At 65.5% G+C, this 23,350-nt stretch carries 18 protein-coding genes and 2 pseudogenes; 14 read left to right on the plus strand and 6 right to left on the minus strand.

Going from position 1 to position 23,350, the window contains the following annotated elements:
- The first annotated feature begins 6 nt into the window (after positions 1-6).
- From QM682_RS00675 to QM682_RS00690, 4 genes are read left to right on the plus strand one after another with little or no spacing between them, the layout of a single operon-like run.
- Complete coding sequence (locus QM682_RS00675) at positions 7-1,338, plus strand: flagellar hook protein FlgE (RefSeq protein ID WP_415126060.1); 1,332 nt, start codon at positions 7-9, stop codon at positions 1,336-1,338.
- 30 nt (positions 1,339-1,368) lie between these two features.
- On the plus strand, positions 1,369-2,829 hold the full coding sequence (flgK, locus tag QM682_RS00680; RefSeq protein WP_415126062.1) for a flagellar hook-associated protein FlgK: 1,461 nt from the start codon (positions 1,369-1,371) through the stop codon (positions 2,827-2,829).
- Complete coding sequence (locus QM682_RS00685; protein WP_415126064.1) at positions 2,826-3,839, plus strand: flagellar hook protein; 1,014 nt, start codon at positions 2,826-2,828, stop codon at positions 3,837-3,839. The genes flgK and QM682_RS00685 overlap by 4 nt, the downstream gene beginning before the upstream one ends.
- Positions 3,839-4,939, plus strand: a complete 1,101-nt coding sequence (locus QM682_RS00690) for a flagellar basal body P-ring protein FlgI (RefSeq protein ID WP_415126066.1) — start codon at positions 3,839-3,841, stop codon at positions 4,937-4,939. The genes QM682_RS00685 and QM682_RS00690 overlap by 1 nt, the downstream gene beginning before the upstream one ends.
- A gap of 173 nt (positions 4,940-5,112) precedes the next feature.
- Here the strand turns inward: QM682_RS00690 and QM682_RS00695 are convergent.
- Positions 5,113-6,627: pseudogene (locus tag QM682_RS00695) on the minus strand (YifB family Mg chelatase-like AAA ATPase).
- A gap of 126 nt (positions 6,628-6,753) precedes the next feature.
- Here QM682_RS00695 and QM682_RS00700 point away from each other — a divergent pair.
- Positions 6,754-7,909, plus strand: a pseudogene (locus QM682_RS00700) (IS3 family transposase); the annotation flags it as partial.
- 367 nt (positions 7,910-8,276) lie between these two features.
- Here QM682_RS00700 and fes read toward each other — a convergent pair.
- Together fes and QM682_RS00710 are read right to left on the minus strand one after the other, a co-directional pair.
- The gene (fes, locus tag QM682_RS00705; RefSeq protein WP_415126068.1) at positions 8,277-9,833 is read right to left on the minus strand and encodes an enterochelin esterase; all 1,557 of its coding nucleotides are present in this window, start codon (positions 9,831-9,833) and stop codon (positions 8,277-8,279) included.
- Entirely contained in the window at positions 9,827-11,884 is a 2,058-nt protein-coding gene (locus QM682_RS00710; RefSeq protein ID WP_415126070.1) for a TonB-dependent siderophore receptor, read from the minus strand. The genes fes and QM682_RS00710 overlap by 7 nt, the downstream gene beginning before the upstream one ends.
- A 484-nt stretch (positions 11,885-12,368) precedes the next feature.
- Between QM682_RS00710 and QM682_RS00715 the strand changes: the two genes are divergently transcribed.
- From QM682_RS00715 to QM682_RS00735, 5 genes are read left to right on the plus strand one after another with little or no spacing between them, the layout of a single operon-like run.
- Positions 12,369-14,117, plus strand: a complete 1,749-nt coding sequence (locus tag QM682_RS00715) for an alkaline phosphatase (protein ID WP_415126072.1) — start codon at positions 12,369-12,371, stop codon at positions 14,115-14,117.
- A 56-nt stretch (positions 14,118-14,173) separates the two neighbouring features.
- Complete coding sequence (locus QM682_RS00720) at positions 14,174-14,569, plus strand: hypothetical protein (RefSeq protein WP_415126074.1); 396 nt, start codon at positions 14,174-14,176, stop codon at positions 14,567-14,569.
- A gap of 7 nt (positions 14,570-14,576) precedes the next feature.
- Positions 14,577-15,014 (plus strand): hypothetical protein, encoded by a 438-nt coding sequence (locus QM682_RS00725; RefSeq protein ID WP_415126076.1) that lies wholly within the window; start codon positions 14,577-14,579, stop codon positions 15,012-15,014.
- Positions 15,014-15,700, plus strand: coding sequence for an ABC transporter ATP-binding protein (locus QM682_RS00730; protein WP_415126078.1), 687 nt, complete (start codon positions 15,014-15,016; stop codon positions 15,698-15,700). Before QM682_RS00725 ends, QM682_RS00730 begins: the two co-directional genes overlap by 1 nt.
- Entirely contained in the window at positions 15,697-17,004 is a 1,308-nt protein-coding gene (locus tag QM682_RS00735; RefSeq protein WP_415126080.1) for an ABC transporter permease, read from the plus strand. The genes QM682_RS00730 and QM682_RS00735 overlap by 4 nt, the downstream gene beginning before the upstream one ends.
- A 529-nt stretch (positions 17,005-17,533) precedes the next feature.
- Here QM682_RS00735 and speB read toward each other — a convergent pair.
- Complete coding sequence (speB, locus tag QM682_RS00740) at positions 17,534-18,553, minus strand: agmatinase (protein ID WP_415126082.1); 1,020 nt, start codon at positions 18,551-18,553, stop codon at positions 17,534-17,536.
- Positions 18,554-18,708: 155 nt separating this feature from the next.
- On the opposite strand from speB, the gene QM682_RS00745 reads away from it, so the two are divergent.
- On the plus strand, positions 18,709-18,978 hold the full coding sequence (locus tag QM682_RS00745; RefSeq protein ID WP_415126084.1) for a hypothetical protein: 270 nt from the start codon (positions 18,709-18,711) through the stop codon (positions 18,976-18,978).
- Between the two features lie 209 nt (positions 18,979-19,187).
- Here the strand turns inward: QM682_RS00745 and ychF are convergent, their stop codons facing one another.
- Complete coding sequence (gene ychF / locus QM682_RS00750; protein ID WP_415126086.1) at positions 19,188-20,285, minus strand: redox-regulated ATPase YchF; 1,098 nt, start codon at positions 20,283-20,285, stop codon at positions 19,188-19,190.
- Positions 20,286-20,409: 124 nt separating this feature from the next.
- On the opposite strand from ychF, the gene trpA reads away from it, so the two are divergent.
- The 3 genes from trpA to QM682_RS00765 all read left to right on the plus strand — a co-directional run bounded on the left by trpA (position 20,410) and on the right by QM682_RS00765 (position 22,530).
- Positions 20,410-21,207 carry a tryptophan synthase subunit alpha gene (trpA, locus tag QM682_RS00755; RefSeq protein ID WP_415126088.1) on the plus strand — a complete coding sequence of 266 codons (798 nt, stop codon included), beginning with the start codon at positions 20,410-20,412 and terminating at the stop codon, positions 21,205-21,207.
- A 209-nt stretch (positions 21,208-21,416) separates the two neighbouring features.
- Positions 21,417-21,875, plus strand: a complete 459-nt coding sequence (locus QM682_RS00760) for an IS66 family transposase (protein WP_415126090.1) — start codon at positions 21,417-21,419, stop codon at positions 21,873-21,875.
- Positions 21,876-21,936: 61 nt separating this feature from the next.
- On the plus strand, positions 21,937-22,530 hold the full coding sequence (locus QM682_RS00765) for an NADPH-dependent FMN reductase (protein ID WP_415126527.1): 594 nt from the start codon (positions 21,937-21,939) through the stop codon (positions 22,528-22,530).
- A 52-nt stretch (positions 22,531-22,582) separates the two neighbouring features.
- On the opposite strand, the gene QM682_RS00770 is transcribed toward QM682_RS00765, so the two are convergent.
- Positions 22,583-23,317 carry an SDR family oxidoreductase gene (locus QM682_RS00770; protein ID WP_415126092.1) on the minus strand — a complete coding sequence of 245 codons (735 nt, stop codon included), beginning with the start codon at positions 23,315-23,317 and terminating at the stop codon, positions 22,583-22,585.
- Positions 23,318-23,350 lie beyond the last annotated feature (33 nt).

Consider the following 23,350-nt stretch of genomic DNA (forward strand, 5'->3'; position numbering starts at 1 on the left):
CCAGTCATGTCGATCTCTTCTGCTCTCAGCGCCGGTGTATCCGGGTTGAACGCGCATTCCGCCCGGCTTGCGGGAATCTCCGACAATATCGCGAACTCCGCCACTTATGGCTATCGCCGCGTCGTGACCGAGTTCGAGGATATCGTCCTGAACGGCGGCGCCGGCTCTGGCGCCTATACGGCTGGCGGGGTCCGCGCCAGCGCCGGTCGGGCCGTGAACGAGCGTGGCAACCTGGTCGGGACCGAGAACGCGCTGGACATCTCCATTACCGGGCGCGGCATGCTGCCGATGATCGATTATACGCAATACAAGAACGGCGGCACGGGGACGACCTCATTGCTGATGACGCGCACGGGTGGGTTCGCGCCCGATGCCGAGGGGATCGTGCGTACCTCGTCGGGCCTGGTGCTGATGGGTTGGCCCGCGAACCGCGACGGGACGATCCCGACGGTCATGCGCGACAGTGCCAGCGGCTTGCAGCCCATCGTGGTAAGCGAAAACGACACCTATGCCGAGCCGACGACGCGGATCGGCGTCGGCTTCAACTTACCGTCCCAATCCACGCTGGGCGGATCGGAGGTGACCTCTTCCTCGACCTCGGTCGAGTATTTTGACAATCTGGGCAGTTCGCAATCATTGCGCATGACTTTCACCCCCACGGTTGGCGCGGATGGAAGCGGGCGGTCGAACAGCTGGACCATGGAGATCCACGATTCCGCCATTACCGACGATCCGGCGACGGCGGCGGATGAATCGCTGGTCGGTTCGTATACGCTGGATTTCGATGATGCGCCTGGCGGTCCGCTGGGCGCCGTCACTGCGCTGACGGGCGGAGCCTATGACCCGGCCACCGGCGATCTGACCGTCAACGCCGCCCATGGGCCGATCACAATCAACATCGGCACGCCGGGGGGCGAGGGGCTGACCCAGATCGCCGCCGATTTCGCTCCGACCAACGTGACGAAGAACGGGGCGGGGGCCGGCACGCTGGCCGCGCTTGAGATAGACGATAACGGCTATCTGCGCGCGACCTATGACAATGGCGCCAGCAGGGTGCTGTTCCAGGTTCCGGTCGTGGATGTGCCGAACCCCAACGGTCTGACGGCGCTGGACAATCAGACCTACAGGATTTCCAGCCAGTCGGGGGCCTTCTTCCTGTGGAATGCGGGGGATGGTCCGACCGGGGCGATCACCGGCTATGCCCGTGAAGGATCGACAACCGATGTGGCTGCCGAACTGACCGACCTGATCCAGACGCAGCGCGCCTATTCGTCCAATGCCAAGATCATTCAGACGGTGGACGAGATGCTTCAGGAAACCACCAATCTCAAACGCTAGGCCGCGTGCCGCCGAACCAGGAGCAAGGGCATGAGCCTCTCATCCGCGATATCGAACGCCCTTTCGGGCCTGACCGCCGCGACGCGCGGCACCGAATTGGTTTCGACCAATATCTCGAACAAATCCGTCGCGGGCTATGCCCGACGAGAGCTGGAATTATCTTCGCGGCTTTATTCCGGCAATGGCGGGGGCGTGGCCGTCGACGGTGTGCGCCGGACCGTCAGCGCGGGGCTGCTGGCCGACAACCGGCTGGCGCAGGCCAGCGCCAGCAACTCGGGCGGCATTGCCGACTTTCACGCCGCCATTGAGGAAGCCTATGGCACCGCCGATGATAGTGGGGCGCTTAGCGCGCAGCTTACCGCGCTGGATGCGGCGTTGAGCGCGGCCTCGGCACGGCCGGACAGCGATCTGCGCTTGGCGGCGGTGGTTGAGGCCGCTTCGGCCCTGACCGGACGGATCAACGACATCGCCGCGACCATCCAGGCCCAACGCCAGGCAGCAGACAAGAACATAGCCAGCGACATCGACAGCCTGAACACCGCCCTGGAGCGCGTGGCCAACCTGAACCGTCAGATCACCGTGTTGACCGCGCAGGGCGAGGACCCGTCCTCGCTGATCGATGCGCGGCAGGCCGCCATTGACGAGATCGCCGGCATCGTTCCCATCCAGGAGGTCCAGCGCGAGAATGGGCGGGTGGCGCTTTTCACCAAGGGCGGCGCCGCCTTACTGGATGGCCAGCAGCCGGCCCGGCTGGAATTTGCGCCCGCCGCCGCCATCACCCCCGACATGTCGCTGCAAAACGGTGCTCTGGCAAGCGTGGTGCTGAACGGCCGCACCTTGAGCACGGCGGAAATGAGCATGCTCTCTGGCGGTTCGCTTTCGGCCAATTTTGCCATCCGCGACGACCTGGCTCCGGGCTATCAGTCCCAGATCGATGCGCTGGCCCGCGAAATCTATGTTCGGTTTTCGGATAGCACCGTAGATCCGACCCTGGCGGCGGGTTTGCCGGGCATTTTCACCGACAGCCAGGCCGCCTTCCTGCCCGCGAACGAGTTGGGCCTGGCCAACCGCCTTTCGGTGAATGCCCTGGTCGATACCAGCCAGGGTGGTGCGTTGTGGCGGGTCCGGTCTGGGATCGGAGCGGCGGCTTCCGGCGATCTGGGCGACGGCTCGATCCTGCTGAGCATGAGCGCGGCGATGGAGGCAAGCCGGCCACCGGCTTCATCGGCCGTTTCGTCTGCGGGGCGCAGTCTGCTGGGGTTTGTCTCGGAATTGGCCTCGACGGCGGCTTCGCAGCGCATTTCCGCGCAAAGCCTTTCGACGCAAGAGCAAAGCCGCGCCGACACCCTGCACACGGCCCTGCTGGCTCAGGGCGTCGATACCGACACTGAAATGGAGGCGCTTTTGTCGCTTGAGCGATCTTATGCCGCGAATGCGAGGGTGCTGCAAACCGTCAACGACATGCTCGATCAGATCCTGAGGCTGACATGACCCGCTTCAATTCCGTAAGTGACCTTGCCCGTTCATATCAACTGCGCCTGTCGCAGGGGGGACTGAAGGCCAAGCTTGATACGCTGACCAAGGAAACGACCACCGGGGTCAAGGCGGATATTCCGCTGGCTCTGAAGGGCGATCTGGTTCGGATCAACCAGATCGAATCGCGGCTTTCGCTGCTGGGGACCTACAAGACCAACCTGGCGGAGGCGGAAAGCGTCTTCGCGGCCATGCAGAGCTCGACGCAAGAGATCCTGATGCAGGCGAATACCCTGGGGACGGTGCTGGTTTCGGACGCGCTGACCTCGGGCGACAATACGTTGAGCGTGCATCTGGACCGGGCGCCCAGCGAGTTGCGCAATGTGATCGGCGCGCTGAATGTCAGCGTGGCGGGCCGTTCGGTCTTTTCAGGCCAGCGCTACGAGCAGCCGGCCGTCGCCAGCTATGACGATCTGATGTCGCAGCTTGATGCGGCCGTGGGCGGCGCGACCGATGCCGCCACGATCGTCGCGGCGATCGAGGGGTATTTCGCGGCGCCCGCCGGTGGCGGCGGGTTCCTGGACCAAGGTTATCTTGGCAGCACGGCGGGGATGACGGGCTATGCGGCATCCTCGGGCAAGACGATCAGCACTGCGCTGACGGCGGCGTCGCCCGAATTTCGAGACGCGCTGAAGGGTTTCGCGATACTGGCCTATGCCGCCAGCGCCTCCGGCCTGGACAGTCAAACGACGCGAACCCTTGCCCAGAGTGCGGGCCAGGTGCTTGTGGGCGCAAAGGATCGGCTTTCCTCGGCCATGTCGCAGATTGGAATCAGCGAAGAGGCGACGGCAAGAGCCTTGACCGTGAATCAGGCGGAAAGCTCGGCTTTGACCGTCGCCAGGAACGGCCTGATCGAGGCGGATCCCTATGAGACAGCCGCCGCGCTGAAGGAGATCGAGGCAAATATCGAGACCCTCTATACGCTGACCGCGCGCCTGTCCAAGCTGAGTCTGACGGAATATCTGTGATGCGGATCATCATCGCCATTACCGGATTTTTGCTTTGGGCGGTCGCGGCCGGCGCTGCGCCGATCCGTATCAAGGATCTGGCCAATGTGGACGGGGTGCGCGGCAATGACCTGGTGGGCTACGGCCTTGTCGTCGGACTGAACGGCTCAGGCGACAGCCTGCGCAATGCCCCCTTCACCGAGGAAATCATGGCCGGGCTGCTGGAGCGGCTTGGGGTCAACGTGACAGATGACGCCTTTCGGCCCAAGAACGTCGCGGCTGTGATCGTGACGGCGACGCTGCCGCCCTTTGCGCGGGCAGGCTCGCAGATCGACGTGAACGTGGCGGCGATCGGCGATGCGAAAAGCCTGCTGGGCGGGACGCTGGTGATGACCCCCCTGAATGCCGCCGATGGCGAGATTTACGCCGTGGCGCAGGGTTCTGTTCTGGCGGCGGGGGTCGAGGCAAGCGGGGCGGCGGCCTCGGTCGTTCAGGGCGTGCCCACGACGGGCACCATCCCTTCGGGCGGCCGGGTCGAGCGTGAGGTCGCTTTCGATTTTTCGCAGATGACGCAGTTGCGGCTGGCCCTGCGCAATCCCGACTTCACGACCGCCGCCCGCGTCGAGGCGGCGATCAATCGCAAGCTGGGCCGCGGACTGGCGAACCTGATCGATTCGGGGACGATCTCGATCGATTCGACGGTGCTGGGCCGGGTCAACCCCGCCCGCCTGATCGGCCAGATCGAGAATATCACCGTTGAGCCGGAAACTGCCGCGCGTGTTGTGATCGACCACAAATCCGGCACCATCGTCATGGGAGAGGATGTCCGTATTTCCCGTGTGGCTGTCTCGCAAGGCAACCTGACGCTGCGTGTGCGCGAGGCGCCGGTGGTATCTCAGCCCAACCCGTTTTCGCCTGGTGAGACGGTCGTGGTGCCACGCACCCAGGCCGAGATCACGCAGGAGCCAGGCATCGGATTTGCTGAGACCGGGGACGAATCGTCTTTGTCGCAGGTGGTGGCGGGGCTGAACTCATTGGGTGTGCGCCCTAGGGATATGATCGATATTCTGAAGGCGGTGCATGCGGCGGGTGCGCTTCATGCCGAGCTGATCGTCAACTGATGGTTGCCCGGAAGGGGCTTGGGGCGGAGTGGTCGATTCTGTGTGCTGAGCGAATATTGTAGATGCACTGTCCCAAGGAATCGTTAGATACGGCATCGCGTCCGGTCGGGTCCATGGCTAAGGCCGCGCGAAGGGGGCGAACCAAAGGCATGCCCTCCGGGGTTGCTCTACGGTCAGTCCTGCCGCCCGAAGGTCATACGAAAGCGTAGGGCTTCGGAAAGATGCGGCAGGCGTACCTGCGCCGATCCGTCCAGGTCGGCGATGGTCCGTGCCACGCGCAGGATGCGGTGATAACCCCGTGGTGTCAGGCCAAAATGGTCCGAGGCCCGGCTGAAAAGCCGGCGGCATTCGCCGTCGAGGGGCGCGATCTCCTCAAGCAGGCGCCCGCCCGCATCGGCGTTTACGCGCAACTTGGGATGATCGGCAAAGCGCCGCTCCTGGATCCGTCGCGCCGTAGTAACGCGGGCAGCGATCTGAGCCGAGCTTTCGCCTTGACCGGGAAGCTGCATTTCCTCAAGCGTGATTTGCGGCACCTCAAGACGCAGGTCGAAACGATCCATCACCGGCCCCGACACGCGCCCCATGTAGTCGGCGCCGCAAATCGGCGCCCGCGCGCAGGCCCGCGCCGGATCGGCCAGATGACCGCAGCGACAGGGATTGGCTGCGGCGATCAGCAGGAAGCGGGCGGGATAGCAGACATGGGCGCGGGCGCGCGAGACGTGCACTTCTCCGGTCTCCATCGGTTCGCGCAGGGCTTCGATCACGCCGCGCTCGAACTCGGGCAGTTCGTCCAGGAAAAGGACGCCATTATGGGCAAGGCTGACCTGACCCGGCCCGGCATTGCGCCCGCCTCCGACCATTGCCGGGCCGGAGGCATTGTGATGCGGCTGGCAAAATGGCGCCCGCCGCGAGATACCCCCCTGACGCAGCAGCCCCGCGACCTAATGGATGACCGAGGTTTCCAGCGCCTCCTGGGGGGTCAGCGGAGGCAGCAATCCGGGTAGGCGCCGTGCCAGCATGGTCTTGGTGGCGCCGGAAGGGCCGACCAGCAGCAGGTGGTGGCGGCCGGCTGCGGCGATCTCGATGGCGCGGCGGGCCTGCTCCTGTCCCTTGACATCGGCCATGTCCTCGGGGTTGTCCGGGCTTTCAACCTGGCCCGGCCTGGCTCGTTGCAGGGGTGCGCGGTCGGTCAGATGATCGACGGCCTCGCGCAGGTTGGCGGGGGCGAAGACCGATACCGAATCGACCCAGGCTGCCTCTGTCCCGCAAGAGCGAGGGACGATCAGCGCCCGGTCCTCTTCGGCGGCGGCCATCGCGGCCGGAAGCGTGCCGGCCACCGGGGAAAGCCTGCCATCAAGGGCCAACTCGCCCAGGGCGACGACCTGGCCCAAGGCGTCGGCGGAAAGGATATCCAGCGCCGCAAGGATGGCCAGCGCGATGGGCAGGTCGAAATGCGAACCTTCCTTGGGCAGGTCGGCGGGCGACAGGTTGACCGTAATCCTGCGCGAGGGCAGTGCGATGGACATGGCCCCGAAGGCCGCGCGAACCCGCTCGCGCGCCTCGGTGACCGATTTGTCGGGCAGGCCGACGATGGAAAAGCCCGGAAGTCCTGGTGCGACCGAGCATTGCACCTCGACCAGACGCGCCTCGACGCCTTCGAAAGCTACGGTGAAAGCGGTCGCGGTCATTTCGGATCCCGGCAAGGAAAGCTCAGGGAAAGGGTTAATCGGTCGAACTTAAGGAAAGGTTAACTGAGCCATTGAACCGCCGCGTGTTTCCCGGAGAGTAGAGCACTCAAAGGATGAGCCCTATGACGAAGCCGAGATTCACCCCCCGCCTATCGCGCCGAACTTCGAGAACGCGGTGTTCGGCTACTCCGAGAGAACCGGGCCGACGATGCCAGCGCCACCCCCGCCTACAAGGCGATTGCGCCGCAGCTTGGCGGTTCGTCCGATAGCCTGCGCGTCTGGCGCCAGCAGGCCGAACGTGGCGCCGGGCAGCGCGGCGGCCTGACGAGCGCCGAGAAGGATCGGATAATGATCGCGTTCCCCGACGATCATCGTGGCGTCCTTGCTGTCGGGCCGATCCGCCGGGTTCTGGGGATCGCGCCATCGACGCCCTACAGCTTCAAGGCCGTGGAGTTGATCCCGATCAGCCATCGGACCAGGCAGGATCGGCCGGACATGACCGCGATCAAACAGCCCTTCGATGGCAACCGGGGCCGATATGGGGCGCGCAAGGCCTGGCATCAACTGCGTCGCGAAAGGCAGGACATCGCCCGCCGCACGGTGGAAAGGCTGATGAGTTCCATGGGATTACAAGGTGTTGCCTGCGGCAGGAAGGTCATCACGTCCAACCCCGATGCGGCGCAGCCTTGCCCGGATGACAAGGTGAACCGGGCCTTTGCGGCCGATATGCCGAGCCAGCCATGGGTCAGCGATTTCACCTGACCTGGCAGGGCATGGTTTACGCGGCCTTCGTGATCGAGGTCTTCGCCCGCAAGACCGCCGGCTGGCGCGTCCCGACCGCGATGACGACCGGCCCTCGCCATGATTGCCTGAAGCAGTGGCGCAATCATGGCTCGATCCTCGATGCCCTGAACCAGGCGATTTGCCGGAGGGCACCATCCGAGGCGGAGAAGCGGATCCATCCCAGCGACCGGGCCAGTCAATATCTGTCGATCCGATACACCGAGCGACTGGCCGAGGCAGGCATCGTGCCTCGGTCGGCAGGGTCGGGGGGGGGTATGACAACGCGCTGGCCGAAAGCATCATCGGTCTGTTCAAAACCGAGGTGATCAAGTGCCTTGGGCCTTGGAGGTCCGTCGGGCAGGTCGAATGGGAAACCCTGAAGTGGGTCGACTGGCATAACGAGACGCGCCTGCACAGCGCCATCGGCTACGTCACGCAGAACGACGTGAGGCCCTCCACACAAGCTGGAACACGGCCGAAAAAGCAGCCTAATCCGTGAACCACAAGCTCTCCGGTGAATCCGGGGAGGTTCGCAATGGCAGCCTTCCAGTCCAAAGAAAGGATCGCACCATTAAATCGTGGGATCAAACACGCGACCCCGACTGGCGGTGCTGGCGTTGTCGGTGGACTGGCCCATGGGCGTCGCCCGTGCGTCGGGAAACCGTGTGGCGACCATCGCCAGCTCCTGCTGTGTGGGTGATGGCGACCGCGCCCGGCTGGTCCTGGACGGCGAGGATCCCGGTAGTCCAGCGATCCTGGAAGAACTCGCGCCTCCGGTCGAGGCCAGGAAGGGCGTGTGGCCCGCATGGCAAGGGCAGGCGGGCCGGCGCCCGGCTGTGGACCAAAGGGGGACGTGGGAAGCCGCGTCAGTTTCCGAACAGCGCGATCAACCCGTCGGCCAGGGCGCCACGCCATACCAGATCGTCGTGGCCGCCGGCATATTCCGCCCATGCGACCTCATAGCCGCGCAGCCGCAGCACGTCGCGAAGCTGTTGCGAGCTTTCCAGGATGCCGGCGGTTCTGGCGCGTCCGGTCTCGAACAGCCCGGCGCTGAGGAAGAAGCGGATCGGCAGCTTGTCACGGGCGGCATAGGCGCTGGCGACATAGGGCAGGCCCCGCGAGGACACGTCCTCGGGTGCCCACCAGAACGAGCCGGACATGGAAAGCGCATTCCCGAACGTCTCGGGCCGCGCCAGCGCCACGGTCGCCGCAGCAAGCCCGCCATAGCTGGCCCCCGCCAGGACCGTGCGCGCCGGATCGGGCCGGATGCCGGTCCGGGCCGCGACCAAGGGCAGAAGCTCATCGGCCAGGGCCTTGGCGAAGACCGGATTGCCCGGCAGTTCCCGCCCCCGCGTGCGGCTGTCGATCGAGGGGATCAGCACCGCCACCACCGGCGGCAGGCGCCCTTGGCGGGTCAGCGTGTCCAGCACGCGCGGCGTATCCATCCGGTCCAACGCCCGCTCTCCGTCGAAGATCAGCGCCAGAACGATCCGAGGGTCGGCGGGGTCGAGGCCCTGCGGGAAAGCCAGGGTGATCTGGCGGCTGTTGCCAAGAAGCGCGCTGTCGAACGTAAATTGGTCAAACCGCGGATCGACATTGGCGGCGGGCGGCGTGCCGGGCTGATCGGGGGCATGCTTCAGGGTCAGTGTGGAATACTGGGCAAAGCGGTCCGGGGCGCCTGCGGGCCAGGGATGGCGATTCAGCGGGTCCACCTGGGCCGTGGCGAGGATCGCCACGCGCCGCGCACGGGCATCGCCGGGAATGTCGGGCACATCCGGCGCCAGCTTGTAGGACAGCCGCAGCCCGTCCGGCATCTGGAAGCTTTTGAACCAGATATCGGTGCCGGGCAGCCTCTCCAGCCATTCGTGATCGTTCGAGGGGGCGCCGAACAGGCGCACGTTCCTGTCTGCGCCGCGCCACAGGAAGGTGACGATGGCCTGGCCGTTGCCCGCATTCTCGACAAGGGGAGTGCCTTGCGCTTCGATCTCGCGCCAGAAGGTGGCCGGGTCGCCGCCCGCCGCCAGCGCGGCGATGCGCGGGCTGAGATAGTCCGGCGCGGGCGGGTGCTGGGCCTCGGGGGGCACCAGCCGATCCAGCGCCACCGCGATCCGCGCCCCGCCGGGGGTCGAGAGTTGCAGCAGCGTCACCCCTGCCTCGGCCATGGCCGAGAAGTCGATGCCGCCCCGCTCGCCATCGGCGATGCGGCGCAGATGGCGGCCTTGTGCGTCCAGAAGATCGGCCTTGACGGGCGTGACGCCCGCCTCGATCCGGCCGGCCAGATAGCTGCCCGCAGGCGCCTGGATCGTCAGGCGCAGGGGCGCGCCCCGAGGCAGGTCCACCGGCTTGGCCGGGCCGGGAAGCAGCGCCTCTTGCGCCAGTCCCGGCCCGGCCAGAAGGGCCAGGAAAAGTCCCAGTCTTACCAAGTGTAGTCGATCGAAAGCTGCGCCTGACGCTCGGCTCCGACCCAGCAGGCATAGGCGCTGGCGCAAGAGGCGGTGTAGAACTCATCCGTCAGGTTGGTGACGTTGAGCCGCGCCGTGACGCCCTCATAGCGCCGATCCAGTGCGCCGAAATCATAGCCGACCGCGGCATCCACCAGGGTCACGCCGGGCACGGTGAAGGCATTGCTGCGTGCCCAGCTTTTGCCGATATAGCGCAGGCCAAGCGCCGCATCCCAGCCATTGCCGAATTCATACTTGCCCCAGATCGAAGCCTGATGACGCGGCACACGGTCGTTATGGGTGCCGATCTCGTCCGCGTCGGTCGATTTGGACACTTTCGAGTCGTTGTAGGAATAGCCCGCGATCAGCGAGAAGGCGTCGGTGACCTGGCCCTGCGCCTCGATTTCGAAGCCACGGGACTGGATTTCGCCCACCTGACGATAGGTCGCGGTGGCATCGTCGTATTTCAGGATATTGGTCTGGCGCAGGTCATAGGCCGCGACCGTCACCAGCAGCGACTGATCGGAATTGGCCCATTTCACGCCGACCTCAAGCTGCTCGCCCTCGGTCGGGTCGAAGGCGTCCTGGCCGCTGGCGGGCGTCTGCGTCACCGGCTCGAACGAGGTCGAATAGCTGATATAGGGCGCAAATCCGTTCGCCATCTCGTAGAGCAGGCCGATCCGGCCGGTCAGCGCCTCGCTGTCATAGGATTCGCGCGTGTCGGTCAGCAGATCCAGGGAATCGTTCTTGGCCCAGTCGTAGCGCAGCCCCGCTTGGACGTGCAGGGCGCCGAACTTCGCCTGGTCCTGCACATAGATCCCGGTCTGGCGCAGGCGCGAGATGCCGTCGGACTGGCCGCGCGGCGTGCCGCTGACGACGACATTACCGTAATCGGGATCGGTCCAGTCGATGGAATTGGCCGTGGCGCCATAGCTCGAACTGCTGTCGGTGCGCTTGTATTGCAGATCGATGCCGCCCAGCAGGACATGTTCGCCGCCTGCCGCGTTCAGGCGGTATTCGACCTGATTGTCCAGCAGCGCCTGCTTGGTCTTGTAATAGCTTTCGGTGACGGTGCGGCTGATCGTGCGTTCGTCATCGGCCAAGGCCCCCCAGACCAGGGTGCGCTGGTCCCAGTCGCCGACCGAATAACGTGCTTTCTGGCGCAGGGTCAGCGCGTCGCTGATCTTGTGCTCGACGGTCCAGCCGAAGCCTTTCTGGGTGCGTTCCGATTTCTCGAAGTCCGCGTCCCCGACCAGGAAATCGGCGGGGATATAGCCGTAAGAGGTTGAGGTCAGCGTTCCCAGCGCCTCGCGGAAGTTGCGATAGCCGGCATCGGGTTCGCGCTGATACAGGGCATAAGCCGTCACGGTGGTGGCATCCGTCGGCGCCCACCGCAACGAGGGCAGCAGCGTCAGCCGCCGGGTTTCCAGCCCCTCTTCCTGCGTGTCGGCCTTTTCGGCCAGCCCGACCAGGCGCCAGGACAAGGTGTCGCTCAGCCGCCGGGCGATATCCAGGCGCAGACCGGCCCGCGCATTGGTGCCGACATCGACGCCCAACTGGCTATGGTCGGTGCCGTCGGCCTTTTTCAGCTCCATGTCGATCAGCCCGCCGGGGTTGGCCTGACCGTAAAGCAGCGAGGCCGGGCCTTTGACCGTGGCCACGGATGACAGGATCCAGGGGTCGATCTGCTGGCCCGAGCCGTCGATGGCCAGACCGTCCAGATAGCGCGACACATAGCCGAAGCCGCGGATATAGGTCTCATCCGAGATGTTCGAGGTGCCGCGATATTCCGAGGCGACGCCCGGCGTATAGCGCAGCGCCTGCGCGACCGAGGTGACGCCCTGGTCGCGCATCTGCTGATCCGTGACCACCGAGACCGAGGCCGGCGTTTCCTGAAGCGGGGTGCTGGTCTTGGTGCCGGAGGTGGTGCTGCGGGCGGCATAGCCCTGCGCCTCGGCCGAGATCGTCACCTGATCAAGCACGACGCTGCTTTCTTGCGCCTGCGCCCCGGCCGAGAGCAGGGCGAAGAGCATCGTCGACGTGCTTAGCACGGCACGCGCGGGCACGCGGGGTGAAATTCGGGGAATCATGGTCCAACTCCGTAAGCTAGGCGGACTGGCTATTTGGATATTGGCACCGCGTTGATTTCGGCCCCTACGCTTTGCGGGCCTTTATGTCCACGCTCCTGAATCGTGCTTTTCGCGGCCTCTGGCATCCGTGCAACACCGCTGGATCGACGGCATGTCTGGGCGTTTGTTTTCCAACGTCTTGGCGCCGGCCGGGCGCGGCATGTCTTGAAGCGCCTGAGCCTTGTTCCCTCCCTCCCCCCACGCCATGTCGGCATTTCCGCCCGCGCGGCACCGCGAACGCGTTTCGCCAAGGGTGCGAAACCTTTTGGCTATGCAATTTTTTGGCGTTTGATGCTTGACCGAAATCACGGCATCAAGAACTGTGCTTACGCGCAAGAATTGAGCATTGCGCATACAGCGCGGAAGCCGCTGTCATGGAGGAGGGGACATGAGGAAATTATGCTACGCCTTTGCGGCATTCACCTTGATGCCGGGCCTGGTCTCGGCGCAGGCGATCTATCCGCTGGACCGGGCCACGATCCTTTCGGGATCGAAATTCGACTTCAAGGTGGAACTGCCCGGCATCGCCAAGCCCGAGGATGTCACGGTCACGATCAACGGCAAGCCCTATGACACGGTGCTGGGCGGGACGGCCGAATTCATCGAGAACGAGGATGGCAGCAATGGCTCGTCCCTGCTGTTGCGCGACGTAAGCATCACCGCACCCGGCGATTATACCGTCGAGGCCAGGCTGGGCGATACCGGCAAGACGGTCGGCTGGGAGGTTTTCTCGACGCCCGACACGGCCGTGGCCAAGAATGTCATCTTCTTCCTGGGCGACGGCATGACCGTGGCGCATCGCACCGCCGCGCGCATTCTCTCCAAGGGCAATACCGAGGGCAAGGCCAATGGCCGCCTGGCGATCGACGACCTGCAATACATGGCCTTCATCGGCACATCCAGCCAGGACTCGATCCATAATGACAGTGCCAATACCATGGCCGCCTACATGACCGGCCACAAGTCGGTGGTGAACGCGCTTGGCGTCTATGGCAGCCGGGCGGAAAGCAATTTCGACCATCCGAAGGTCGAGACCATGGGCGAGGCGATCCGCCGCCACACCAAGAAATCGCTGGGCATCGTGACCAATACCGAGGTCCAGGACGCGACGCCGGCGGCGCTGGTGTCCCATACCGTTTCGCGCGACGACAAGCCCGAGATCACCGAGATGCACCTGGCCGTCGGGCCGGACCTGCTGTTCGGCGGCGGTTCGGCCTATTTCCTGCCGCAATCGACGCCTGGCTCCAAGCGCAAGGACGACAAGGACATGATCGCCGCGTTCAAGGACGCGGGCTATGCCCTGGCCACCAGCGCCACCGAATTGCAGCAGGCCGCAGCCGATCACAAGCCGGGCGGCAAGGTGCTGGGCCTGTTCAACACCGGCAACCTGGACACCACGCTGGACATCCGGCAGCTCAAGAAAGGCACGGTCGAGAAGTTCCCCGACCAGCCGCTGGTCGCCGACATGACCCGCGCGGCGCTGGACATCCTGTCCAAGGACGAGGACGGCTTCTTCCTGATGGTCGAGGACGGCCATACCGACAAGATGACCCATGCGCTGGATTGGGAGCGGGCGATCTATGACATGATCGCGCTGGACCAGGCCATCGGCGTGGCACGTGAATTCCAGGAAAAGAACCCCGACACGCTGATCGTCTTCGTCGGCGATCACACGCATGGCCTGTCGATCACCGGCACCGTCGATGACGACAAGCCCGGCGACGAGATGCGCGAGAAGGTCGGCACCTATCAGCATGCGGGCTTTACCAACTATACCGACGAGGATGGCGACGGCTTCCCCGACCGGATGGATGTCTCGAAGCGGCTGATGATGTTCCTGGGTAATTTCCCGGACTATTACGAAACCTTCCGGCCCAAGCTGGACGGTCCCTTCGTGCCCGCCGTGGCCGATGCGAATGGCAAGTTCATCGCGAACGAGATCTACAAGGACGTTCCCGGCGCCGTGCTGCGCGTGGGCAACATCCCCACCAGCATCAATGCCGGCACCCATTCCATCGACGATGAGGTGCTGCAAGCCTCGGGTCCGGGGGCCGAGAAGTTCCGCGGCTATATGGAGAATTCGGACGTGTATCGCGTGCTGGCCGAGGCGCTGGCGCTGGCGCCGCAGGCCAAATGAGCCTATTCTGTCCCGGCCCCGATGGGGCCGGGATATCCATCAGGGGGGGATGAGGTATGACCGCCAAAAAAGACAGTTTTCTGGCTTTTGATGAGCTTTTCGCCAGGATCGGCGTGCTGGGACATGAGTTCTCGGCCCGGCTTGCCGAACTGAGCGGGCAAGAGGTGACGATGCGCGGCCATCTGGCCCCGGTCCGTCACCATGGCGATGCGCATGATGCCGGCCATGACGATGACGGAGTGCTGGTGCTGACACAGGACCCGGTGGCGCCCTGTTCGGATTGCGGCGGCGGCCATGACTGGCCCGACAGCGCCGTCTTCGTCTTTCCCGCCCATTCCGCCGCCTTCACGCAAGGGCTGGTCAGCGTGCGCGGCATTCTGGAACATGGTCCGCTGCGGGTCGGGGATGTGAACAGCCTGGTCCGGCTGCGCGATGCCCGCTGGTCCGAGTAGCCCGGCCATGCTGTCTCGCCGCCGCCTGCTCGCGCTTGGCCTTGGGTTTTGCGCCGCCCGCCCGGCCTTCGCGGCTTTGCCCGAACTGACCTTCGACGAGCTTTACGGCAAGGTCGGCGTGCTGGGGCTGGAATTCTCGCAAAAGGTGCTGGAACTGGAAGGCCAGCAGATCCGCATCACCGGCTTCATGGCGCCGCCGCTGAAGGCCGAGGCGGATTTCTTTGTCCTGGGCAAGGTGCCGATGTCGATCTGCCCGTTCTGTTCGTCCGATGCCGACTGGCCCGACGACATCGTGGTGATCTATCTGAAGGGCAAGCGCACGTTCGAACGCAGCACCGGCATGATCACGGTCGTCGGCCGGCTGGAGCATGGCTCCTGGACCGATCCCGAGACCGGCTTCGTCAGTCTGTTGCGCCTGCGCGACGCCACATTCGGCAACGCCTGATGCTGGAACTTGTGCTGGACGGTCTGCGCCTGCGTTATCCCGACCTTGCCGAACCGGCGCTGGATCTGCCCCGGCTGCGGGTCGCGGCGGGAAGCTCGCTTGCGGTGACCGGCCCGTCGGGCGCGGGCAAAAGCACCTTCATCAATGCCATCACCGGGCTGGAACGCCCGACCGAGGGCTGCGTGCTGTGGCAAGGGCAGGACATCGCCCGACTTTCGGAATCTGGCCGCGACCGCTGGCGCGCGCGCCATGTCGGGCTGGTGATGCAGGATTTCCACCTGTTCCCCGGCCTCAGCGCCGTCGAGAACGTGCTGCTGCCGGCGCGCTTTCGCCATCTGCGCCTGCCTTCGCAACTGCGCGAGCGTGCCGTGGCTCTGCTGGAACGGGTCGGCCTGACGCCGGGCGCGCGCGGGATCGAGACCTTCTCGCGCGGCGAGATGCAGCGCGTGGCGATTGCCCGCGCCCTGCTTTCCGGCCCCGGCGTCATCGTCGCCGACGAGCCGACGGCCAGCCTGGATCCTGGCAGCGGCGCGGCGGTCTGTGCGCTGCTGGTGGCGCTGGCGCAAGAGCATCGCGCAACGCTGATCGTCGTCACCCATGACCAGGCGCTTTCGGGGCGCTTGCAGCGCCGCATCACGCTTGGCGGCGGGCGGCTGGTCGCCGACACCCAGGGGGAATCCGCATGATCCGTTTCGTCCTGGCCGATCTGCGGCGGCTTTGGGCCGGCGTGCTGGTCGTCGTCCTGATCATCGGCTGCGCGACCGGCCTCGGCATGGCCGTCCGCATCGAAGAGCGCGCCCTGCGCCTGGGCAGCGCGCGGGCCGCCGACCGTTTCGACGTGGTGATCGGCGCGCCGGGCAGCGAGACGCAGCTGGTGCTGTCCTCGATCTTCCTGCAACCCTCGCCGTTGACGCTGCTGCCGGGCGAGGTGCTGAAGCGCCTGTCCGAGGATCCCCGCGTGGAATTCGCCGCGCCGGTGGGATTCGGCGATTCCTATTTCGACCATCAGATCGTCGGTACCACCGCTGAATTCATCGCCAAATCCGGTTTCGGCCTGGCGGAGGGGACGAATTTCGGCGGGATTGGGGATGCGGTGATCGGCGCCCGCGTGGCCCTGGCCATCGGCGACAAGATCACGCCCATGCACGGCCTGCCCGGACAGGCGGCCGACGAACATCACGACATCTCTTATCGGATCACCGGGCGCATGGCGCCCAGTTCGACGCCCTGGGACCGCGCGATCCTGGTGCCGATCGAAGGCGTCTGGCGCGCCCATGGCCTGGGCGGTGGCCATGACGGGGGGCATGACGGGGGGCATGACCACGATCACGCCGCCCATGATCACGCCACCCATGATCATGACGACGAAGGCCATGACGACGAAGGCCATGACCAGGCGCATGACGGGCATGAGCATGGGCCGGACCATCTCGGCCCGCCCTGGCCCAGGGATATCCCCGGCGTTCCTGCCATTCTGGTCAAGCCCAAGACCATCGCCAACGCCTATCAGATCCGGGGCGACTACCGGACCGAGTCGACCCTGGCCGTCTTTCCCGCCGAGGTGCTGACCCGGCTTTATTCGACGCTGGGCGATGCGCGGCTGGCGCTGAGCGTGATCGCGTTGGGCACCCAGGCGCTGGCGGCGGCGGCGGTCATCCTGGTCACCATGGCGCATGTGTCGCAGCGCAAGCGCCAGATCGGCGCGCTGCGGGCCTTCGGCGCCCCGCGCCTGGCCCTGTTCGGCATCGTCTGGAGCGAGATTTTGCTGGTGATCGGCGCGGGCGTTGGGTTGGGCGTGGGGCTGGGCTATCTGGCCGCCCGCATCATGTCGACGCTATTCGCGCGGCAAAGCGGCATGGGGCTGCCGGTGACGCTGGAAGGCTCGGACCTGGGATTTGCCAGCCTGCTGCTGGCCCTTGCCGCGCTGATCGCGGTCCTGCCCGCGATCTATGCCTATCGGCAATCTCCCGCCGCCGCGCTGCGCGGTTGATCCGGCGACTGTCCCAGGATTGGCATATCTTATTGTTTTGTAATTGTAATATTCGGAAGATGCCTGACGCATGCGCCCGTGTCGGAAAAAACCCGAAAAGCGGGGCAGAGATCATGGGAAGTTCCATAAATCCAGGATGGCGGGACCGTGCCGCCAAGGCCGGCGCGCTTGCCATTTGCGTCGGCATCACGGCCATGCCGCGGCTTGCCTCGGTGCAGCAGGCGGCAAGCGACGAGACCCGATAGGCTGCGCCGCCTCGGGCGGCGTGACCGAAGATACCGACCTCCCATGCCGTCGGCGATGCGGCGCTGGCGACCGGGCTTCGGCACATATTTGACAATGATTGGATGGCCGACGCGGCCTATGCCAGCTATGCCGAGGTGTTCGAGCCGCAAAGCAACCGGGATGTCTCAGTAAGGTATCTTGATACCGTATGGAACCCGTATCTTGGCGCGGCCGTGCTGAGGGTGAAGAACCCCGATGGGCGGCGATCATGCCCTGGAAATGTCCCTGCGTTCGGTCAAGCCGTTTACCGCCGATCAGCCGGCGGCGCGCTGGGATCAATGGACGGTGGGCGGCGGCCGGCGCTGCGTTCATGGAAGACGAAGCCCAGGAAGTTCAGCAATACCTGCGCCGCCAGGATCGCGGTCGAGCCGCTATGATCATAGTCGGGCGCGACCTCGACCAGGTCGATGCCCACGACCTCGTGGCGGCGGGCAAGTTCCTGAAGCATCTCCAGCACCTCGTAATATAGAAACCCGCCATGGCTGGGCGTCCCGGTTCCCGGCGCGATCGAGGGGCAGAAGCCGTCGATATCCAGCGTCACATAGACCCGAGCGCCCTTGGGGATCCGTCCGATCACGGCCTTCGGCCCCAGCGCCCGCGCCTGCCGCACCGACAGGATGTCCGAGCCCATGGCCCGCGCCGCCTCATAGCCGTCCTTCGCCGTCGAGCTGACATTGCGGATGCCCACCTGGGTCAGCCCGGTGACATAGGGTTTTTCCGCCGCGCGGCGCAGCGGGCTGCCATGGCCGGTGCGGACGCCGTGACGTTCATCCACGAAATCCAGATGCGCGTCGATCTGAAGGATATGGATATCGCCTCGGCCCTCGAATGCCTCGATGCAGGGGATGTTGACCGAATGGTCGCCCCCGATCACCACCGGAAAGGCGCCGGCATCCAGGATCGCCGTCACGCCCGTCCTGATATTGGCGTGGCTTTTCGCGGTGTCGGTATGAACGATGTCCGCATCGCCGATATCGACGATGCGCACGTTGCCGCCCAGATAGGTGCAGTCGTCCTCGTGGTCATAGGCGCCGGCATGGCCGAAGCTGAACAGGGTCGATGCCTCGCGCACCGCGCGCGGCCCGAAGCGGGCGCCGGCGCGGAACTGGGTGCCAAAGTCGAAGGGCGCGCCCAGCACCGCGACATCCGCCTTGATCCGCGACCAGTCGGCGACATAGGGCCGCTTGCCGAAGGTCGAGATGCCAACGAAGGGCAGGTTCAGACGCCCGGTTTCGTAGTCGTGCGCGGAAGGGGTGTCGGACATGCCGTGGCTCCGTCGGAAAGGGATGGGATGGTTCTATGCCAGCCTGTCCCCCAGCGGAACCGCCCATGTCGCCGCAATCCTTGGCCGCAAGGCCGATGCGTGATAGCACCGTTCCAGCGCGGCCCATCCCGGACAGGCGGTTTTCGGACAGGCGGATGACACGGATATTCCTTGAAAGCAGCCATGCCTATCCGGGATGCCGCGCAAGATTGCCCGACAAACTGCCGCCGGACGAGGCCGACATTACGGTAAGCTTCTCTGACGGAACGGACGTGCCGGCCCGGCTGTTTCCCTCGGCCGAAGGCCCACGGGTCGAGATCGCCCGCTATCGCACCGCCGCGGGAAGCGTGATTCCCCGCAAGACCTGGCTTCTGGGACGGGACGACGCGGGGTGGAAAGTGCGGGCAAGGGTGGATTGCGCCTAGATGGCGCGTTCATCCCGGCGCTCCCCGCCATGGCGGGGGCGGCGGGGTTTCTTGCAGTCGGGGGCTATGAAGCGGAAGCGATTGATACGGCTTAAGATGCGCTCGGCCAAGCGGTGCTGCTGATGCGGCGTTCGGTCGGAAACGCCCATTTCGCGCCGGACATCACCGAAGCGAGAGGGGGCTCCGCCGGAGCACCCTTTCAAAAGCCCTTAAGCGTTGAACAGGAAATGCAGCACGTCGCCGTCCTTGACGATATAGGTCTTGCCTTCGACGCGGAACTTGCCGGCCTCGCGCGCGCCGGCCTCGCCCTTATAGGTGACGTAATCGTCATATGCGACCGTCTCGGCGCGGATGAAACCGCGTTCGAAATCGCCATGGATCACGCCCGCCGCCGCCGGCGCCGGCGTGCCTTGGTGGATGGTCCAGGCGCGGGCTTCCTTGGGGCCGACGGTGAAATAGGTCTCCAGGCCCAGCAGGGCATAGCCCGCACGGATCAGGCGGTCCAGCCCGGCCTCGGAAAGGCCCATCTCGCCCAGGAACATTTCGGCTTCGTCGGCGGGAAGCTGGCTGATCTCTTCCTCGATCCTGGCCGAGATCACCACATGGCCTGCGCCCTGGGCACGGGCCATCTCGGCTACGCGCTGGGACTGGCTGTTGCCGGTGGCGGCCTTGTCCTCTTCGACATTGCACACGAAAAGCACGGGCTTGGCGGTCAGCAGTTGCAGCATGCCCCACGCCTTCCGGTCCTCGTCATCGACCGGCACCGTGCGGGCGGGCTTGCCGTCCCCAAGCGCGGCCTGGGCGGCCTTCAGAAGACGTTCCTGGGCCACGGCCTCTTTGTCGCCGCCCTTCAGCTTGCGGGCGATACCCGCCAGTCGCCGCTCGATCGATTCCAGATCGGCGATCATCAACTCGGTCTCGATGGTCTCGGCATCGGCGATGGGATCGACGCGGCCCTCGACATGGGTAACGTCGCCATCCTCGAAGCAGCGCAGGACATGGGCGATGGCATCGACCTCGCGGATATTGGCCAGGAACTGGTTGCCCAAGCCCTCGCCCTTGCTGGCGCCCTTCACCAGGCCGGCGATGTCGACGAAGGTGATGCGGGTCGGGATGATCTGCTTGCTGCCCGCGATCTCGGCCAGCTTGTCCAGGCGAGGGTCGGGCACGGCGACCTCTCCCACGTTCGGCTCGATGGTGCAGAAGGGAAAATTCGCGGCCTGCGCGGCGGCGGTTTTCGTCAGCGCGTTGAACAGCGTCGATTTGCCCACGTTCGGCAGGCCGACGATCCCCATGCGAAAGCCCATGATGCACCCCTTTGCCCCGGTTTTCGCGCTTATTATGGGTCGGTGACGCGCAAGTCCAGTGCCAGGCCGTTGATCTTGGCCCAAGCGCGGGCTAGGGCTTGGCGGAATATCTGGGGGCAGGGCCATGAGCAGAATTGACGACACTTTCGCGCGGCTGTCGGAAACCGGCGGCAAGGCTTTCGTCGCCTATATGATGGGCTGTGACCCCGATTACGACACATCGCTGGCGATCATGCGCGGATTGCCGGGCGCGGGCGTGGACATCATCGAACTGGGCATGCCCTTTACCGACCCGATGGCCGACGGCCCGACCATCCAGGCGGCGGGCCAGCGCGCCCTGGCCTCCGGCGGCACCGTGACCCGCGTGCTTGAGATGGTGCGCGCCTTCCGCGAAGGCGATGCCGCCACCCCCATCGTGCTGATGGGCTATTACAACCCGATCTATGCCCGCGAGGGCGGCGTGGACCGCTTCCTGGCCGAGGCATCGCAGGCGGGCGTGGACGGGCTGATCGTCGTAGACCTGCCGCCCGAAGAAGACGCCGAACTTTGCCTGCCCGCGCAGGCGGCCGGTCTGAACTTCATCCGCCTGGCGACCCCCACCACCGATGATCGCCGCCTGCCGGCCGTGGCGAAAAACACCAGCGGCTTCGTCTATTACGTCAGCGTCACGGGCATCACCGGCGGCCCCGCCGCCAATGCCGCCGAGGTCGCCCCCGAGGTCGCCCGCATCCGCGCCGCCGCGAAGCTGCCGGTGGTGGTGGGCTTCGGCATTTCCACCCCCGAGGCCGCGCAGGCGGTGGCCGGCGTCGCGGACGGCTGCGTCGTCGGCAGCGCCATCGTCAAGCTGATCGGCGAAAGCCGCCCGGTGCCCGAGGTGCTGGGTTTCGTGGCCTCTCTGGCCCAGGGCGCGCATCGCGGGTAGGATCCCGGCGTCCCGGCTGTGCCTGGAAAGGGCAAGCTCTGAAACCGCCCTTGGGCGGCGGGCGAGCGTCGCGGCGTGCCACCTCTCAAAAGGAAGATGCCGGTCTCAGGAAAGGGGCCGCGCGAAAGCGCCAAGGATGATGCGCCTTTTCCTGGTTGCGATGCTTTTCGGCGCCGCCTTGGTCTTGCCCCCGGCGCTGCCCGCACAGGATGCTGGTCAGCAAATATTGCGACCGCACGCCACTTTATCTGCGGTCGCAGATATTTGTCCGACACGGCGTCGATCTTGCCCGGTCCACGCTTGTCGGATGGGTCGACGGAGCCTGCCGGTGGTCGCCCTTTCGTGGCCGGGCGGCGGCGATCTGGCGGATGCGATCGGCCACGCTCTTTCGCGATGGGAGGGGCTGGCGCGATGCGCGTCGGGAATATGGCCCGCCCAAGACCCTTCATGGCGGATGGAAGCGGTGGGGCGCCAAGGGCGTATTCGCCAGAGCGACGCATGACCTGCCGTCCGGGGCCAGTGTCGCAAAGGCGGCGATGACCGACGCGGCATGTCAGAAGGCGCATCGCATCTCGGCAATGGCCGGCATGCATCCCGGCTCAACGTTTCTGTTTCCAGAATTCGAACACCGCTTTCCGCTCTGGCCGCCTTGCTTGAAACCGGCATAGCCGCCAGATTGATGGCACAAGCATTTCCCGCCCGGCCATGGGCGGCCGGATCAAGGATGCAATCATGACCAAACCGAATATCGCCATCATCATCGGCTCGACCCGCGCCACGCGCTTCGCCGACAAGCCCGCCGCCTGGCTGCTGGAAAACGCGCAAAAGCGCGACGACATGCGCTTTGAACTGGTCGACCTGCGCGATTACGACCTGCCGCTGTTCAATGAGGCCGCCTCGAACCTGTGGATGCCGTCCTCGGATCCGCGCGCGGTGAAATGGCAGCAGAAGCTGGCCGAGTTCGACGGCTATATCTTCCTGACCGCCGAATACAACCACTCGATCACCGGCGCGCTGAAAAACGCGCTGGACCAGGCCTACAAGGAATGGAACCGCAAGCCGGCGGCGGCCATGGGCTATGGCGGCGTGGGCGCCGCCCGCGCCATCGAGCATCTGCGCGGCATCGCGGTCGAATTGCAGATGGTGCCCCTGCGAAATGCGGTGCATCTGGGGGGCGGCGATTTCTTCAAGGTCTCGCCTCTGGGCGGGAATGGCGAGATGGCCGAGGTTCAGGCGAACTTGATCTCCTCGCTGAACGCCATGCTGGACGAATTGCTTTGGTGGGCACAGGCGACCGTGGCGCAGCGCGCCAAGACCGCCTGATCCCGGTCGGTGACCCGCAGCCGGGCGGTCCCGCAGGGCCGCCCTTTTCCCGTCAATAGGTTGCCCGTCCGCCCGAAATGTCGAAGACCGCCCCGGTCGAGAAGGCGCAGTCCTCGGAGGCCAGCCACGCGACCAGCGCCGCCGCCTCGGCGGGTTCCAGGAAGCGGTTCATCGGGATCTTGGCCAGCATATAGTCGATATGCTCCTGGGACATCTGGTCGAAGATTGGCGTGCGCGCCGCCGCCGGAGTGATCGCATTGACCAGCACGCCGGTCCCGGCCAGTTCCTTGCCCAGCGATTTCGTCAGCGCGATCAACCCGGCCTTGGACGCCGAGTAATGCGCCGCATTGGGATTGCCTTCCTTGGCCGCGATTGAGGCCACGTTGATGATGCGGCCATAGCCGCGCGCGATCATGCCCGGCACCAGCGCGCGGCAGATCACATAGGGCGCGTTCAGATTGACCTCGATGACCTCGCGCCAGGTGGCGGGGTCCAGATCCCAGGTCTTGCCATTGCCGCCGGTGATGCCGGCATTGTTGACCAGGATATCGACCGGCCCGGCCGCATCGGCCGCCTGCCTGATCTGGGCATCGTCGGCCAGTTCGACCGCGCGGCTGCGGGCCGCGTCGCCCAGCGAGGCCGCCGCCCTGGCCGCCCCATCGCCGTCGCGGTCCCAGATGACGACCCGCGCGCCGCTTTCCACGAAGCGTTTCGCGATGGCGAGGCCAAGGCCCTGCGCGCCGCCGGTGACCACGGCCAGGCGGCCGTTCAGATCGATCTGGTTCATCTCTGCCCCTCCTCCAAGGCGCCTCGGCCGGGT

The organism is Paracoccus sp. (in: a-proteobacteria) (assembly GCF_047605025.1).
Taxonomy (GTDB): domain Bacteria; phylum Pseudomonadota; class Alphaproteobacteria; order Rhodobacterales; family Rhodobacteraceae; genus Paracoccus.

Excerpts from the sequence above, each read along its gene's own strand:
- flgK (WP_415126062.1), top strand. The coding sequence starts at position 1,369 with ATGAGCCTCTCATCCGCGATATCGAACGCCCTTTCGGGCCTGACCGCC.
- ychF (WP_415126086.1), bottom strand. The coding sequence starts at position 20,285 with ATGGGCTTTCGCATGGGGATCGTCGGCCTGCCGAACGTGGGCAAATCG.
- trpA (WP_415126088.1), top strand. The coding sequence starts at position 20,410 with ATGAGCAGAATTGACGACACTTTCGCGCGGCTGTCGGAAACCGGCGGC.
- QM682_RS00685 (WP_415126064.1), top strand. The coding sequence starts at position 2,826 with ATGACCCGCTTCAATTCCGTAAGTGACCTTGCCCGTTCATATCAACTG.
- QM682_RS00745 (WP_415126084.1), top strand. The coding sequence starts at position 18,709 with ATGACACGGATATTCCTTGAAAGCAGCCATGCCTATCCGGGATGCCGC.
- speB (WP_415126082.1), bottom strand. The coding sequence starts at position 18,553 with ATGTCCGACACCCCTTCCGCGCACGACTACGAAACCGGGCGTCTGAAC.
- QM682_RS00710 (WP_415126070.1), bottom strand. The coding sequence starts at position 11,884 with ATGCTCTTCGCCCTGCTCTCGGCCGGGGCGCAGGCGCAAGAAAGCAGC.
- QM682_RS00675 (WP_415126060.1), top strand. The coding sequence starts at position 7 with ATGTCGATCTCTTCTGCTCTCAGCGCCGGTGTATCCGGGTTGAACGCG.
- QM682_RS00725 (WP_415126076.1), top strand. The coding sequence starts at position 14,577 with ATGCTGTCTCGCCGCCGCCTGCTCGCGCTTGGCCTTGGGTTTTGCGCC.
- QM682_RS00730 (WP_415126078.1), top strand. The coding sequence starts at position 15,014 with ATGCTGGAACTTGTGCTGGACGGTCTGCGCCTGCGTTATCCCGACCTT.
- QM682_RS00735 (WP_415126080.1), top strand. The coding sequence starts at position 15,697 with ATGATCCGTTTCGTCCTGGCCGATCTGCGGCGGCTTTGGGCCGGCGTG.
- QM682_RS00770 (WP_415126092.1), bottom strand. The coding sequence starts at position 23,317 with ATGAACCAGATCGATCTGAACGGCCGCCTGGCCGTGGTCACCGGCGGC.
- QM682_RS00760 (WP_415126090.1), top strand. The coding sequence starts at position 21,417 with ATGCTGGTCAGCAAATATTGCGACCGCACGCCACTTTATCTGCGGTCG.
- QM682_RS00690 (WP_415126066.1), top strand. The coding sequence starts at position 3,839 with ATGCGGATCATCATCGCCATTACCGGATTTTTGCTTTGGGCGGTCGCG.
- QM682_RS00715 (WP_415126072.1), top strand. The coding sequence starts at position 12,369 with ATGAGGAAATTATGCTACGCCTTTGCGGCATTCACCTTGATGCCGGGC.
- QM682_RS00720 (WP_415126074.1), top strand. The coding sequence starts at position 14,174 with ATGACCGCCAAAAAAGACAGTTTTCTGGCTTTTGATGAGCTTTTCGCC.